Below are 15,577 nucleotides of genomic sequence, written 5' to 3' on the forward strand. Positions count from 1 at the left end.
GGGCGGGGGCGGTCGGGGCCGGGTCCGCAGGGCCCGGTCCTTACGACGTGCTCAGCCCAGCACCTTGCTCGCCCCCGCCCGGCCCCACAGCAGGGCCGCGCCGAACGACAGAGCCGTCGTCGCCGCCGTCACCCCGACCACGAGCACCACGGCGGCCGGGCCGCTCAGGTCCGCCCGGACGAAGGCGTCGGTGAGGACGCCCAGCACGAGGACGTGCACCAGGTAGGCCCCGAACGACGCCTCGGACAGCCGGGTCAGCGTGGGGCGCATCCGCTCCGGGACGCGTACGCCGTGCAGGGAGACCAGGACACCGCAGCTGAACAGGGCCACCAGGATGTGCGCGTACGGGATCGCGTAGTGCACCTCGTGCTGGTACGCGATCACCCCGGCCAGGCCGGCCGCCGCGAGCAGCAGCCAGGGCCACCGCCGTCGGCCGAACGTACCGGCGGGAGCGGCGAGCAGCAGCGCCCCGAGCACCGCGTAGATCAGCTGGTACGGGGCGAACGTCCAGCCGAAGCGCGGCAGTTCGCGGTCGATGGCCTCCGCCAGATCGCCGAGGAACGACGGGGCGGCCGCCAGGACCAGCAGGACCGCGCCGAGGCCCCACGGCCGCTTGCCCGCCCGGACCAGGACGACGAGGCCCAGGACCATGATCACGGGGAGGTAGGCGTACAGGTACCAGAGGTGATAGGCGGGGCGGACCGAGGCGAACACGGAGTCCAGGGCGAGGTCGCGGAGCGGGTCGTCGTTGGTGTCGCGCAGCTTGCCCCAGGCGAGATAGAGGGCGGTCCAGACGGCGAGGGGCACGACGATCCGCACGATGCGCCGCCGCAGCCGTGCCCCGTCCTTCGGTGGGGCTCCGACCAGGACCACCCAGCCCGCGATGGCGAAGAAGAGCGGCACGGCGAACCGGCCGACGGAGTCGGCGGTCAGCCCGGCCCAGTAGGTGCCGGGCCCCTGCGACGCCGTACGCCCCACGGTGTTCACGAACGCCGAGCCGGCGTGGAGGCCGATGACGGCGATGGAGCAGAGCAGCCGGATCAGGTCGATGTCGTAGCGGTGCTCGCGGACGGGCCGAGGGACCTCCGGAAGCGTCGGGGCCGGAGCCGGGACGGGGGCGGGGGGTGTGGTGGACATGGTCCTCAGAGGGTGGGCGGTGCGGTGCGAGTGGACGGGGCGGCGCGATCCTCGTCGGCGGCGGACCGGGGCGCGGGGACGACGGGGCCGGCGGCCTGGTCCGGATCGCCGAACGGGTCCGGGAGACCGGTGAGTTCACGCAGTGCCGCGAGGTTCTCCCGGGTCACCGACCACAGCATCCGCTGCCGGTCGTGGACGTCGGCCACCGCCGCCGGGTGGTCGGCCAGCACGGCGAGGGCCCGCTCCGCGAGCCGGGCGCCGAGGGCCCGTTCGTGGACGGAGACGCCCCAGTCGGGCCGGTCGATGTCAGCCAGGAAGTAGGCCAGTTTGGGGTGCGAGACCAGGCTGATGACGGGGGTGCCGCAGCCGAAGGGGATCATCCCGGCGTGCCCGCGCATCCCGATCACCAGCCGGGTGCGCCGGTAGAGGTCGCGGATGGCGTCGTTGGAGAGCAGGTAGAGCGGCTCCACGGGGAGGGTGAGGCCGTGTTCCCGGCGCAGATCGTCGACGAAGCGTTCGTCGGCGGGCATGTGCGCGGCGTAACGGACCTCCGTCGAGGCGGACACGGCCCGGATCGCCGCGGCCATCTCGGCGAGGAAGTGCCCGTAGTCGTGGCCGAAGCGGAGCCCGGCCCGGTCGTAGGCGCAGTTGATGAGGACGGTGTCCTCGCGTACGGCCGGTTCGGCGAGGCGGGGGTCGAGGTGGCGGGCGACCGTGGTGGGGCAGGGCTGGTAGCGCACCTTCTCGCGGAGGGAGTCGGGCAGCAGCTCCCTGACCCGGGCGACGGAGCCGTGGTTGCGCAGCCCGAAGAACGCGGACCGCTCGACCAGGGCTTGCAGGGAGGCCGCGAACCGCTCGCGGCGGTAGCGCTGGCCGTCGAAGACGTTGTAGCCGACGGCGAAGACCGCCAGGGGTGCGGTGATCCGGGCGAGCACGTCGTCGGGGATGTTCCACTGCCAGCCGCTGTTGCCGTTGGGCGCGGTGTCGGGGAGGAAGAGCCCGCCGCCGCCGACGATCACGGCCCGCCGCGCGTTGAGGCGTTCGAGGCCGGCCTCGTCGACCAGCAGGTGCGCGTGCTGCTGGTGCCAGCGGTCGGGGCCGGTGTCGGGGGTGAAGCAGCTGCGGACCGCTTCGGGCAGCACCTTGTCGCCCGCGTTCTCGTCCCCGTCCGCGAACAGGGCGACGTGGGCCAGCTGTTCACCGGGCGGGGTACTCGGTGGGGCCGTGTCCGTGGCGCTTCTTTCGGACGTACGGGCGTACCAGGCACGGCAGTTGGCGTCGGTCGGGTCGGATTCGAGCCCGGCGAGCGCGTACCCCCGGGAGTCCTCGGTGCGCCCCAGCAGCCAGGCGAGGCGGGCGAGTTGACCGAAGGCGCGCGAAGCGAAGTCCGCGGATGCGGTCGCCAGGAGGAGGTGCGTCTCGGCCTCCGCGTACCGCGACAGCGCCATCAGGCAGACGCCGAGCGTCTCGTGGCAGCGCGGCAGGTCGGGGCGGCCCGCGACGGCCTCGCTCAGCAGGGCGACGGCCTCGTCGTGGCGACCGCGCCCCCGGTGGATCTCGGCGAGCTGCCGGACCAGGTCGATCGGCGGCCGGGGCCCGCCGGGGAACGGGAGCGCGAGGTGCAGCAGCAGGTCGGGGTGTTTCGCGCCGGGGAGGGCGAGGTAGGCGGCCCGGAACGCCTCGTCGTCCAGGTCGTGGCGCGCCCGGGCCGCGTGGGCGGGGCCGGAACAACTCGGATGCGCGTCAGCGAAGTTGAGGACGACGACGCCCTCCGGGACCGGCAGGTCGTCGCGGAGTCGCAGCGCCGGGAAGTCGTACCGGGAGTCCAGGGGTACGAGGAGGCTCTCCGGGATGTCCCGCGCGGTGGCGGGCGGTACGGGGTGGTCGAGGTCCTGGCGCTGGATCACCAGGAGCCCGTCGCCGGGGACTCCGCCGCGCGGGTCCGGAGCGCCGTCCGGGCCGGGACGCGGCACGGCGGCCACGCCCGTACGGAGTCGCAGCAGAGGGTCGAGCCGGCCGAGGACGACCATGGCGGGGGTGAGGGCGAGTACGGTGTCGTACCCGTCGAGGCCGAAGACGTCGTGGGGCCCGCCTGCCGTGCGCGGGATCAGCCGGGGGTGCAGTCGGCGGGCGGCGTCGAAGTCGGCGTCCGGCAGGCCCGGGTGCAGGACGACGACATCCTCGCAGAGGGCCGGATTGCTCAGCGCGAGGCTGCGCAGGAGGGCGTGGAGTCCGGGCAGTCGGCCCGCGTCGGCGACGTACACCGCGAAGGCGATCCGCCGCTTCCCGGTGACGGCGCGGCGGTCGTCGGCGGAGGCGGCCGCGGAAGTGGAGCCGTGGGTCGTCATCTGAGAGTGATCCTCACTGCGGTGGCGTCCGTGGTCCCGGTCCGCGATCCGATCCACTCCCGCTCACGCGGGGACAGAGCCGCCGGTCCTTCGAACCCGATGAGGTCCACCCGGGCGGGGGTGCCCAGGAAGTCGAGGAGCCGCAGCACGGTGTACGCGGTGCTCGGGGGCCCTTCGCCGGCGCCCTCCGCCTCCGCGAGCAGAGCCGGATCGTGCAGCGGGCGGCGTAGCGTCGCGTCGCCGATGCGGTCCTGCGCGCCGGGGACCAGCCGGCTGCGCAGGGCGAGCCGCCAGTGCGGGAGCGGGTCGCCGAAGACCAGCCGGACGGCTGCCCGCCGGTCCCACCGGGCGCCCTTCCACGGAGCGTCGCCGCGCAGGGTGACGGCGTGCAGGTCGGTTCGGGCGGTGGGCGCGGCGTGGCGGACGGCGTCGCAGCGCACGACGAGGTCGTAGCCCTCGATCAGGGCGGCCGGCGAACTGCCGGGCCGCTGCTCCTGTTCGGCGGTACGTGGCGTGTCGGCGACCACGCACACCGTCCGGCCCGCGAGGAGCCGGCGCAGACCGGGTACGCCGATGGGCTCGGCCCCGCCGAGCAGCGGGTCGGCCATCGGGTCGCGGTCCGAGAGGCGGCGGTGCTCGGCGTAGAGCGCGGCGAGCCGGCGTACGGCCGGGTCGGCGGCCCCGAGTCGCGTGGTGCGGAGCCGGACGAGTTCGGTGAAGGCTGCGCGGGCCTCGGCGGCGGGCAGGTGGCGGGAGAGACGGACGGTCCCGGCCTCTCCCCCGTCCACCTCCGCCTCCACGTCCGCCTCCGCCGCCCCGCCGGCACCCGCACCCGCACCCGCACCCGCACCCGCGAACAGGGCCAGCGCCTCGTCGGTGCGGTCGCCCGCCGCGCGGAGGGTGGCGATCCGGCGTTCGACGTCGCGCGAGGCGGCGGGGTTCTGCTGGAGCCCGAGGTGGCGTTCGTACGCGGTGATCGCCTCCTCGCCCCGGCCGAGCGCGTCCAGGGCGTTGCCGCGCAGCCGCCAGGCGCCCTTCGAGCGGGCGCGCAGGGCGATCGCCTCGTCGGCGAGGGCCAGGGCGAGGCGGGCCTCGGCGTCGCCGCCGCTGTCCAGGGCCTGCTGTCCGGTCCGCAGCAGCGCGTCGAACGCGTCGGCGCCCGGGGTGGAGCACGCGGTGGTCAGGGTGCCGATCGACGCGATGAGCCGGGTGCGGCGGGCGTCGGTGAGGGGGCCGGAGGCGGCGAGCGCGGCGAGGTGGTCGCCGCAGAGCCGGAGGGCGGCCAGGAGCGCCGGGTCCGGTCCGTCGCCGGGGCGGGTCCGAGGCGGCGTTCCCGGCCGTCCCGCTATCGCACGTACTGACGTGAGCAGCCCGGTGAGGGTCTGGCCCATGCTCGTTCCGCCGTTCTGTGAGTCGGACGCCGGGACCGGGATCCGTGCCCCGGTCCCGGACCCGGGTCAGAGGCCCAGGGTGCTGCGGGTGCGCCGTACGGTGCGGCGCAGCCGGACCGCCGCGCCCCGGGGGCCGCCGCCGGGCAGGGTGAGGCTCTGCAGGCGGCGGCGCTTGAAGTAGTGCTGGGTGGTGGGGTCCAGGTGCTCCCGCAGCCAGGCCTCGGCGTCGGGGCGCAGCCCGGCGTTGAGCTTGGCCTGCATGCAGTAGCCGACGGTCCGCACCAGCGGGGCGAGGGTGTCGGGCGCGGTGCGCGGCAGGTGGGGGACGCCCCCGGCGCCCTGCGCGTCCGGCCCGTCCGGCCCGCCCTGCGCGTCCAGATCGGGCACCAGGTGGTCGGTGATCGTCAGCGGGACGCGGTTGCTGTTCTCGTACGGAGTGATCCGGTCGAGGACCAGCCGGGTGCCGACGCGGGCGACGGGGATGCCGTAGTACGCGGCGGCGGTGAACATCGCGGTGGAGAAGCAGCCGACGACCAGCGTGGGCGCGCACCGCTCGTACAGCGTCTCGGCGAGCAGCGGGCTGTCCAGCGTGGTGAGCCGTACGCCGAGTTCGGCGGCGGCCTCGTCCAGGGCGCGGGAGTAGCGGGCCGGGGCGGTGGGGTGCGGCTTGAAGAGGATGGAGGTGTGCCCGGCTCGGGCGGCTCCGCGCAGCATCCGGATGTGCAGCTCCTCTTCCTCCTCCGGGGTGAGGATGGTGAGGGCGGCGAGGTACTGGCCCAGCAGCATCGCGGTGGGGGCGGCGGCCTCGGCGGCGGCGAGCCCCTTGTCCCCCTCGGCCGCCGCGGCGATCTCGGAGAGGACCGCGCGGAAGGCGTCGTCGGGGACGAGTTCGGGCTCGACGCCGGCCTCGGCGAGCAGGAGCGGGCGCAGCCCGGTGACCAGGTCGAGGTGGAGGACGCGCCGGATGCGGCAGGCGATGGACTGGGGCATCCGGTTGCGGGTGGGGCCGTAGCTCATCAGGCCGTCGGCGTAGACGTGGACGGCGCTCTCGGAGAAGATCGCGGCGAGCGCGCGGGCCGGGTTGACCTGGATGGACTCGACGGCGAGGTCGACGGGGGCCTCGGGGTCGATGTCCCAGGCGAGGCGGAAGGCCCGCTGCCACAGGACGGTCTCCTCGGAGCGGGGGCCCCAGCCGCTGGGGTGGTGCGGGCTGATGGCCTCGTTCCAGTCGACGACGGCGTCGAAGCGGGCGGCGAGGGATCCGTAACCGCGCATCTCCTCCAGGCGCAGGGCGGTCTCGGGGACGGCCGCGTTGTTGGAGACCAGCAGGATGCGGTGGCTGTCGGTGGCCCGGCCGAACTGTCCGGCGTCGAGCGCGGCGGCGAGGGTGGCCGCGCCGTACAGGGTGGAGACCTGGAAGATCTGGGTGCGCGGGGGTGTACGTACAGGCGTGGCTGCGGGCGTGGCGGTCATCGGTCAGGCGGCCTTCTGCTTGGTCTGCTTGGCCGGCTTGGTGCGCAGACGGCTGAGCAGCGTGCCGCGCCGGTCGTCGATCATCGTCAGGGTGCGGTCGAGCACGTCCTGCGGCATCCGGCCCAGCGCGGCGGTGGACTCGGCGCGCAGCCGGCGGGCGGTGGCGGGCTGGTAGTCGTCGGCCTTCTCGTTGTGGAAGGCGATCATCGCGCAGTAGGTACGGACGGCCTTCGGCAGCAGGATGTCCGCGTCCCGGTCGGCGCGCAGCTCGTCGAGCAGCGTGTCGTAGGAGGCGAAGAAGTCGAGCTGGCGGGCGTCCTTGATCTGGGTGAGGGAGGTGGTGACCCCGCGCCGGTAGAAGATGCCGTACAGACCGAGGGCGGCGTAGGTGCGGGCGCGCAGATGGAGCTGCCAGATCCACAGCCGGTCCTCGGCGGTGCGCAGTTCGGTGGCGAAGCGCTGGGCGCCGTCCGCGAAGAGCCGCCGGTGGTAGATCCCGGCCCAGACGAACGGGTAGTCGACCATGGTCTCGCGCTCGGGCGCCCCGATCCCGTCGCGGGGGTCGAGCACGGTGTCCCGGAGCGGGGCGGGGGCGCGCCGCACGACGCGGGTGGTGCCGGTGGACTGGACGTGGTCGGTGCGGGCGAAGTCGCAGTCGAGGTCCTGGGCGGCGCGCACGAGCCGGTCCAGATGGCCGGGGGCGTACCAGTCGTCGCCGTCGAGGAAGGTGAGGTAGTCGCCCTCGGCGGCGTCGATGCCGCTGTTGCGGGCGGCCGCGATGCCGACGTTCGTACCGTGTCTGATCACCCGGGCGCGCGGCAGCCGCTCGGCCCAGTGGTCGACGATGTCCTGCGTGCCGTCGGTGGACGCGTCATCGACCAGCAGGAACTCGATGTCCGGGTCCGCGTTGCGGGCCAGACTGCCCAGCGTGGTCGGGGCGTAGGCCGCGACATTGTGGAGCGGTACGACAACGGACAGTTTCGGCACCAGTGCCCTCGCCTTCGATCATGGTCCCGACAACGTAGTGAGACGGCGGAAGGATCGGGTGACGCCCGCCACGACAGCGGGTGAACTCTGCGCGTCCGCCGGATGACCGGGCACGCATCGGGGGCGGGGACCGGGGAACATCACGCAAGGGCTTGACCTCAAGTTTGCTTGAGGTCCTACGTTTCGAGGCATGAACTACTCACATGACGACGCAGGACTCGCCCGCCAGCCGATCGGCTACTGGAGCTGGGCCGCCCACGAGGCGACGGTCACCCACATCCGCTCCGCACTGGCCGAGCACGGACTCACCCAGCCCCCCTGGTGGGTGCTCAACCAATTGGACGAGGCGGACGAGGAGGGACGGGACCGGGCCGAGCTGGTCACGATGCTCAGCGGCTACCTCGACACCGGGGCCGACGGCATGGAGGAGGCCGTCGACGCCGTACGGGAACGGGAGCTGGTCACCGAGGACTCGGCGTCCCGGCTGCGGCTGACCCCCGAGGGGCGGGCGCTGCGCGAGAAGGGGGGGGCCCCCGGGGCCCCGGGGGGGGGGGGGGGGGGGGGCGGTCGCGCACCGGCTGGTGACGCCGGTGGCGACGGCTGTGGCCACCGCGGTGGTGATGAGCTGCCTGCGGTTCAGGGGCATCGGTGCGGCTCCTGCTCTCGGCCGGCGGCCGCCTGTGCCGCGGCCGGGCTCGGTGGGGGTGGCTGCGCGGCACCGTGGCCGTGCAGGGCGGGGCTGCTGGCGGTGCGTCGTGGGGCGGTGCGTGCTGAGGCGTGAGGGGTGCGTGGGAGGGTGCGGTGCGTGGCGGCGGTGCGGGTGAGGCCGGACGGACCGGGACGCGGCGCAGCGGCGGTCGGCGCAGGCCGAAGACCGCCGTCACGCGGCGGGACGGGTGGACGAGAGCCGTTCTTGCAACGTTGAAAATCGGGCGTCCGGCGGTATGACAGCACGGTGCCGGGCGGCTGTCCAGACCTTGCGCAGCGCCGTTGTCGCGGGCGGAGCCGGGGGGCGGGGGGGGGCCCCGACGGCCGGCCGACACATTTTGGAAACGCATCGACCACGCTCTTGCCGCCCGTGCCGCGCCGCCTATATAACGTTGTAAACCGAGCCGCCGACAGGCCGCGCAGGCTCTCACGACCGCTGTTTCCGCAGTACGGAGCAGGGGTGTGAGGAATGCAGTGGCATCAGCCGCCCCGTGGCCGATGCCTCGTCCCGCATGCCCGACCGCACGCCGATCAGCGTGCCGTCAACCCGCCAAGGAGCGTTCCGCGCATGATGATCCAGCGTCGATCCCGTACCCTCGCCGTGGCCTGCGTCCTCGCCGCCACCACGCTGGCCGCCGCCGGCTGCGCCAAGTCGGAGACCTCCAACAACGCGGGCGGCGACAGCAGTCAGGGCGCACAGGAGGCCAAGACCCCCGATTCCTCGTCCGGCGCGGGCTGCAAGCTGGAGACCTACGGCGCGCCCAAGCTGGACCTGAAGGACGCCGTGGTCGGCTTCTCCCAGTCGGAGAAGGAGGCCAACCCCTTCCGGATCGCCGAGACCCAGTCCATCAAGGACGAGGCGAAGAAGGTCGGCGTCAAGAAGCTCCTCACCACCAACGCCCAGTCCCAGCTGTCCAAGCAGATCAGCGACATCCAGGACATGCTGTCCCAGGGCGCGCAGTTCCTCATCGTCGCCCCGCTCAACTCCGACGGCCTGGAGCCCGCGTTGAAGGCGGCGGCCGCCAAGAAGGTGCCTGTCCTCACCATCGACCGCAAGGTCAACTCCACCGCCTGCAAGGACTACGTGGCCTTCCTCGGCTCCGACTTCGTCGAGCAGGGCAAGCGCGCCGCCGACGCGATGATCAAGGTCACCGGCGGCAAGGGCAAGGTCGCGATCCTGCTCGGTGCGTCCGGCAACAACGTCACCACCGACCGCACCAAGGGCTTCGTCGGCCAGGTCAAGGCCGAGGCCCCCGGCCTGGAGATCGTCGCCCAGCAGACCGGCGAGTTCGCCCGCGACAAGGGCCAGCAGGTCATGGAGCAGCTCATCCAGTCCAAGCCCGACATCACCGCCGTCTACGCGGAGAACGACGAGATGGGCCTCGGCGCCCTCACCGCGATCAAGGCGGCCGGCAAGAAGCCCGGCAAGGACGTCAAGATCGTCTCCGTCGACGGCACCCGCAACGCCGTCCAGGCCCTGGTCAACGGCGAGTACAACGCCGTCATCGAGTCCAACCCGCGCTTCGGCCCGCTCGCCTTCGCCACCGCGCAGAAGTTCTACGCGGGTGAGGCGATCCCGGAGAACGTGATCATCACCGACCGCGAGTACGACGAGGCCAACGCCAAGGAATCGCTCGGCGGAGCGTACTGACCCGGTCCGCGCTCGGGCCGGAACTCCGGCCGGAACCCCGACCGGCGCTCCCACCGGCGCTCCGGCCGGAACTCCCATCGGCACTCCGACCGGCACTCCGGCCGCCGCGTCGCCCTCCGGGCATCTCCCCGGGCGACGCGGCGCCCCGGCACCGTTCCCGTACGACCGGAAGGCCAGGATCCATGGCACCCACCCACGCGACACCCCCGCACCCGGAGACCGCCGGGGCCGGGGCCGCTGTCGCCGAACCCGTACCCGTCCTCGAAGCCCGCTCGGTGAGCAAGCGGTTCCCGGGCGTCGTCGCCCTGGACGACGTCTCCTTCGCCCTGCGCGCGGGCGAGGTCCACGCGCTCGTCGGCGAGAACGGGGCCGGCAAGTCCACCCTCATCAAGGTGCTCACCGGCGTCTACCAGAGCGACGAGGGCGAGGTGCGCGTCAGCGGCCAACCCGTCCGCTTCGCCCGCCCCTTCGAGGCGCAGCAGGCCGGGATCTCCACCATCTACCAGGAGGTCAACCTCGTCCCGCTGATGAGCGTGGCGCGCAACATCTTCCTGGGCCGGGAGCCGAAGAACCGTTTCGGGCTCATCGACTTCCCCCGGATGAACCGCGAGACCACCGAACTCCTCGACGGCTTCGGCGTCCGCGTCGACCCCAAGCGGCCCCTGCACACCCTCGGCATCGGCACCCAGCAGATGGTCGCCCTCGCCCGCGCCGTCTCCGTACAGGCACAGGTCGTCATCATGGACGAACCGACCTCGTCGCTGGAGCCCCGCGAGGTCGAGACCCTGTTCCGGGTCATCGAGAACCTGCGCGGCCAGGGCATCGCCGTCCTCTACGTCAGCCACCGCATGGACGAGCTCTACCGCATCTGCGACCGGGTCACCGTGCTGCGCGACGGCCGCCACATCCACACCGGTGAACTCGCCCCGCTGGAGCGCATGCAGCTGGTGTCGATGATGCTCGGCCGCGATATGGCCGAGGTGCGCCGCGACGGCCTCACCGGCTTCGCCGCCGAGGGCCACGACGCCGCCCGCACCCCCGTCCTCACCGCCAAGGGACTCAACCGCCGCCACCAACTGCACGGCATATCAGTCGAGTTGTACGCGGGTGAGGTGCTGGGACTCGGCGGTCTGCTGGGCTCCGGGCGCAGCGAGACCGCGAAGGCGCTCACCGGCGCGCTGCCTCTGGACGGCGGGGAGATCACCGTCGACGGCAAGCGCCTGGGCCGTCCCACCCCGGCCGCCGCCATCCGCGCGGGCATCAGCATGCTCCCCGAGGACCGCAAGGCCGAAGGCATCGTCCCCGGCCTCTCCGTCCGCGAGAACATCGTGCTCGCCGCCATGCCCCGGCTCTCCAAGGCCGGCATCGTCTCCCGCGCCAAGCAGGACCGCATTGTCGACATCTTCATGAAGCGGCTGCGGATCAAGGCGTCCAGCCCCGAGCAGAAGGTCGGCGAACTCTCCGGCGGCAACCAGCAGAAGGTGCTGCTCGCCCGCTGGCTCTGCCTGGAGCCCAAGGTGCTGCTGCTCGACGAGCCCACGCGCGGCATCGACGTCGGAGCCAAGGCCGAGGTGCAGTCCCTCATCGACGAACTCGCCCGCGAAGGGCTCGCCGTGCTGCTGATCTCCTCCGACATCGAGGAGCTGATCGAGGGCGCCGACCGCATCGTCGTCCTGCGCGGCGGCGCGGTCGCCGGTGAACTCGCCGGCGACGAGGTGGACGAGAGCCGCCTGCTCGAAGTGCTCGCCGACCACACGCCCGACACCGTGAACCACACGCCCGACACCGTGAACCGCGCGCCCGGCGCCGTGCTCGCCGACCGCACGCCGGACGCCGGGCCCAGCGACCGCACGCCCCATGCCGCGCCCGGTGATCACACGCCCGAACCCGGCGGGAAGGCCCCGGCCGGCCAGGAGGACCCCCGATGACCACCCAGGCCACCCTGCCACGCCCCGCCGCGAAGCCACTGGCCCGGCTGCGCGACCCCGCCTGGTACCAGGAGTACGGCGTGTACGCGGCCGTCGCCGTCGTGCTGCTGTTCAACGCCCTGTTCACCGAACACTTCATGACGGCCGACAACCTGCGCACCCAGCTCGTCCAGGTCGCGCCCATCGTGATCGTCGCGCTCGGCATGGCCCTGGTCATCGGCACCGAGGGCATCGACCTCTCCGTCGGCTCCACCATGGCGCTCGCCGCCGCCCTGCTGCCGCTCTACCTCGGTTACGGACTCGTCCCCGCGCTCCTGATCGCCCTGCTCGCCGGGGCGGTGGTCGGCGCGATCAACGGGACGCTCGTCTCGCTCGTCGGGCTGCAACCCATCGTCGCCACGCTCGCCCTGTTCGTCGGCGGCCGGGGCCTCGCCCTCGTCATGGCGGACGGCCAGCTCAAGCAGATCGTCAACCCGGACATCCTCGCGCTCGGCACCGGCTCCTTCCTCGGCATCCCGACGGTCGTCCTCATCGCTGGCGTCCTCGCGCTCGCCGTCGCGTTCCTGGTGCAGCGCACCACCTTCGGCCGGCAGATCGTCGCCATCGGCGGCAACCGGTCGGCCTCCGCCTTGTCCGGACTGCCCGTCAAGCGCGTCCTGATCGGCGTCTACATCCTCTGCGGAGTGATGGCCGCGCTCGCCGGTATCCTCGCCACCGCCCGGCTCACCGCCAGCGACCCGTCCTCGCTCGGCACCCTCATGGAGCTGTCCGCCATCACGGCGGTCGTCGTCGGCGGCACCCCGCTGAACGGCGGCTCCATCCGCGTGCTCGGGACCGTCGCCGGAGCCCTGCTGATGCAGCTGCTGCGCGCCACCCTCGTCAAGCACGACCTGCCCGACTCCACCGCACAGATCGCCCAGGCGGCCATCATCATCGCCGCCGTCTACGTCGCCCGGGAGCGTAGGTCCCGATGAACAAGACCCAACCGGCCACCGTGCCCCCCGCCGAGGCCCCGGCGCCCCTCAAGAGCGCCCCTTCGCGCCCCGAACCCCGCCCCGAGCGCTCCACCGGCTCCCGCATCGGCGCACTCGTCCAGCGCCAGGGCGTCCTCGCGGTCCTGCTGACCGTGATCCTCATCGCCTCGTTCGTCTACCCGACGTTCGCCAGCGTCGACAACGCCCGGGGCATCACCGTCCAGGCCTCGTTCCTCGCGATCGTCGCCCTCGGCATGACGCTCGTCATCATCACCGGCGGCATCGACCTCTCCGTCGGCTCCGTCTTCGCCCTCGGTGGCGTCCTCGCCGCCTGGGCCTCCCCATGGGGCTTCTTCGCCGCCCTGTTCGTGCCTCTTGTGGTCTGCGGAACGATCGGCCTGGTCAACGGCCTGCTCATCGCCCGCGCCAACATGGCCCCCTTCATCGTCACGCTCGCCAGCCTCCTCGCGGCGCGCGGCATCCTCCTCGCCTTCACCGACGAGGGGGCCACCACCTACCTGGTACCGAAGGACTCCGCCTTCGCCGAGCTGGGCCAGGGCAGCGTCTGGGGCTTCGGCTACCCGATCCTCATCGCGCTGGCCCTCTTCGGAGCGGGCGGCCTCCTCCTCCAGCGCACCTCGTTCGGCCAGACCCTGTTCGCGGTCGGCGGCAGCAGCGACGCGGCCACCCTGATGGGTCTGCCCGTCGCCCGCACGAAGATCCTCGTCTACACCCTCAGCGGGCTGCTCGCCGGACTCGCCGGAGCGCTGAACGCCGCCCGCCTCTCCTCCGGCGTCACCATCGTCGGCGTCGGCATGGAACTGGACGCGATCTCCGCCGTCGTCATCGGCGGCACGCTCCTCATCGGCGGAGCCGGCTCGATCAGCGGCACCCTGTGGGGCGTCCTGCTGCTCGCCGTGATCCAGAACCTGATCAACCAGATCGGCTCGCTCAACTCCTCGTACCAGTCGGTGGTCAGCGGCGGCTTCCTTATCGTTGTCGTGGTGGCGCAGCGTTACCTCGCGCGCAGCCGGAGAACCACCTGAGCCGTACGGACCGGGCCCAGTCGAACCAAGGAAAAACAAGGAGTGCCGTGGGCGTCAGCCTCAAGGACGTAGCTCAACGGGCGGGCGTGTCCATCAAGACCGTGTCGAACGTGGTCAACAACTACCAGCACGTCACCCCGAAGATGCGGGCCAAGGTCCAGCAGGCGATCGACGAGCTCGGCTACCGGCCGAACCTCACCGCCCGCCACCTGCGCAAGGGCCGCACCGGCATCATCGCGCTGGCCGTCCCCGAGTTCGGCAACCCGTACTTCGCGGAGCTGGCCGGCGAGGTCGTCGACGCGGCGGCCCGGCACGACTACACCGTCCTGGTCGACCACACGGCGGGCCAGCGGGAGAAGGAGCTGCTGGTCTGCCAGGGGTTCCGCTCCCATGTCATCGACGGCCTCATCCTCAGCCCCATCCACCTGGAGACCGAGGACCTGATGGCCCGCACGGAGACGGCACCCCTGGTGCTGCTCGGCGAGCGGGAGTACGAGGCCCCGTACGACCACATCGCCATCGACAACGTGGCGGCCGCCCGTGAGGCCGTCGCCCACCTCATCGCGCTGGGACACCGGCGTATCGCCTTCCTCGGCTCCCGCACCGGGCAGGAACGCCAGCCCGCCCATCTCCGGCTGCGCGGCTGGCGCGAGGAGCTGGCCGCCTCCGGCATCGCACCGGACGAGTCCCTGGTCGTCGTCACCGACGGTTACGGGCGCGAGGACGGGGCCGCCGCGATGGCCTCGCTCCTCGACCGGGGCGAGCGGCCCGACGCCGTGTTCGCGTACAACGACATGATCGCCATCGGCGCCATGCGCACCATCACCGAGCGCGGCCTCACCATCCCCGGCGACATCGCCGTCGTCGGCTTCGACGACATCGAGGAGAGCCGGTACGGGGCCACCACCCTGACCACCATCGCGCCGGACAAGGCGGCCATCGCCCGGCTCGCCGTCGACAGCCTCGTCGAACGCCTCGCGGGCACCCCCGTCGCCGAACCCCGGCGGCCCCGCCCCGGCTACCGCCTCGTCGTCCGCGAATCCACCACACCCCGCGCGTCCACCAAGCCCCGCGAGGCCTCCGGACCGCCGAGCTGAGGCACCCCCGCGAGGCCCCTTCGGCGCCCTCAGGACCTGCAGCCGCGAGGCCCTTTCCCGCACCCCCCAAGGAACTCCTCATGCCCACCGTGCACCGCAAACCGTTCGGCCGCGCCCACGGGCAGAGCGAGACCGACCTCTGGACCCTCGACTCCGGCACCGGCGTCCGGGCCGAGATCCTCACCTACGGCGGTGTCCTGCACAGCCTCACCGTGCCGGACACCACGGGCGCACCCGGCCCGGTCGTCCGCTCGCTGCCCGCGCTCGACGACTACACCGACAAGAACCCGTACTTCGGGGCGATCGTCGGCCGGTACGCCAATCGCATCGCCCACGGCCGCTTCACCCTCGACGGGACCACCCACCACATCCCCGCCAACGACCGCGGGCACGCCCTGCACGGCGGCCCCGACGGCTTCCACACCAAGATCTGGCAGGCCACCGGGGACCGCACCGACACCGCAGCCGTCCTCCGGCTCACCCTGCACAGCCCCGACGGCGACATGGGCTTCCCCGGAGCGCTCGACGTCACCGCCACCTACACCCTGGACACCACCGGCACCCTCGCCGTCGACTACACGGCCGCCACCGACCGGCCCACCGTCGTCAACCTCACCAACCACTCCTACCTCAACCTCGGCGACGACGACATCCTCGGCCACACCCTCCAGGCCGACGCCGACGCCTACCTCCCCGTCGACGCCGGCTCCATCCCGGAAGGCCCGCCCGCCCGCGCTGGTTCCGCCGGGCGCCCCCGCCCCCCCCCCCGGCGGGGCCCGCGTCATGTGGCGCCGGCGCCACGAAGAGGCTGTCGAAGCCGCTGTCGGCGGCCAGCCG

General features: G+C 72.9%; 11 protein-coding genes and 1 pseudogene. 7 read left to right on the plus strand and 5 right to left on the minus strand.

Annotated elements, in window-relative coordinates; translation table 11 throughout:
* Nucleotides 1–51 precede the first annotated feature (51 nt).
* The 5 genes from JS521_RS25895 to JS521_RS25915 form a co-directional block, all read right to left on the minus strand.
* Nucleotides 52–1,137 (minus strand): acyltransferase, encoded by a 1,086-nt coding sequence (locus JS521_RS25895; RefSeq protein ID WP_205085392.1) that lies wholly within the window; start codon nt 1,135–1,137, stop codon nt 52–54.
* 5 nt (nt 1,138–1,142) lie between these two features.
* Complete coding sequence (locus JS521_RS25900) at nt 1,143–3,485, minus strand: tetratricopeptide repeat protein (protein WP_205085393.1); 2,343 nt, start codon at nt 3,483–3,485, stop codon at nt 1,143–1,145.
* Entirely contained in the window at nt 3,482–4,876 is a 1,395-nt protein-coding gene (locus tag JS521_RS25905) for a tetratricopeptide repeat protein (protein ID WP_205085394.1), read from the minus strand. The genes JS521_RS25900 and JS521_RS25905 overlap by 4 nt, the downstream gene beginning before the upstream one ends.
* A 66-nt stretch (nt 4,877–4,942) precedes the next feature.
* A complete protein-coding gene (locus tag JS521_RS25910; protein WP_205085395.1) occupies nt 4,943–6,349 on the minus strand; it encodes a polysialyltransferase family glycosyltransferase in 1,407 nt (468 codons plus the stop codon).
* Nucleotides 6,350–6,352: 3 nt separating this feature from the next.
* On the minus strand, nt 6,353–7,336 hold the full coding sequence (locus tag JS521_RS25915; protein ID WP_205085396.1) for a glycosyltransferase family 2 protein: 984 nt from the start codon (nt 7,334–7,336) through the stop codon (nt 6,353–6,355).
* A gap of 190 nt (nt 7,337–7,526) precedes the next feature.
* Between JS521_RS25915 and JS521_RS25920 the strand changes: the two are divergent.
* The 7 genes and pseudogenes from JS521_RS25920 to JS521_RS25950 form a co-directional block, all read left to right on the plus strand.
* Nucleotides 7,527–7,859 (plus strand): annotated as a pseudogene (locus tag JS521_RS25920) (winged helix DNA-binding protein); the annotation flags it as partial.
* A gap of 753 nt (nt 7,860–8,612) precedes the next feature.
* Entirely contained in the window at nt 8,613–9,695 is a 1,083-nt protein-coding gene (locus JS521_RS25925; protein ID WP_205085397.1) for an ABC transporter substrate-binding protein, read from the plus strand.
* 182 nt (nt 9,696–9,877) lie between these two features.
* On the plus strand, nt 9,878–11,623 hold the full coding sequence (locus JS521_RS25930) for a sugar ABC transporter ATP-binding protein (RefSeq protein WP_205085398.1): 1,746 nt from the start codon (nt 9,878–9,880) through the stop codon (nt 11,621–11,623).
* Complete coding sequence (locus tag JS521_RS25935; protein ID WP_050362658.1) at nt 11,620–12,597, plus strand: ABC transporter permease; 978 nt, start codon at nt 11,620–11,622, stop codon at nt 12,595–12,597. The genes JS521_RS25930 and JS521_RS25935 overlap by 4 nt, the downstream gene beginning before the upstream one ends.
* Nucleotides 12,594–13,643, plus strand: a complete 1,050-nt coding sequence (locus JS521_RS25940) for an ABC transporter permease (protein WP_205085399.1) — start codon at nt 12,594–12,596, stop codon at nt 13,641–13,643. Before JS521_RS25935 ends, JS521_RS25940 begins: the two co-directional genes overlap by 4 nt.
* Nucleotides 13,644–13,690: 47 nt before the next feature.
* Nucleotides 13,691–14,740, plus strand: a complete 1,050-nt coding sequence (locus tag JS521_RS25945; protein WP_205085400.1) for a LacI family DNA-binding transcriptional regulator — start codon at nt 13,691–13,693, stop codon at nt 14,738–14,740.
* A gap of 80 nt (nt 14,741–14,820) precedes the next feature.
* On the plus strand, nt 14,821–15,577 hold a 757-nt coding region (locus JS521_RS25950), incomplete at its 3' end, for an aldose epimerase family protein (RefSeq protein WP_239487838.1).

This window comes from Streptomyces durocortorensis (assembly GCF_016901035.1).
Classification (GTDB): Bacteria; Actinomycetota; Actinomycetes; order Streptomycetales; family Streptomycetaceae; genus Streptomyces; species Streptomyces durocortorensis.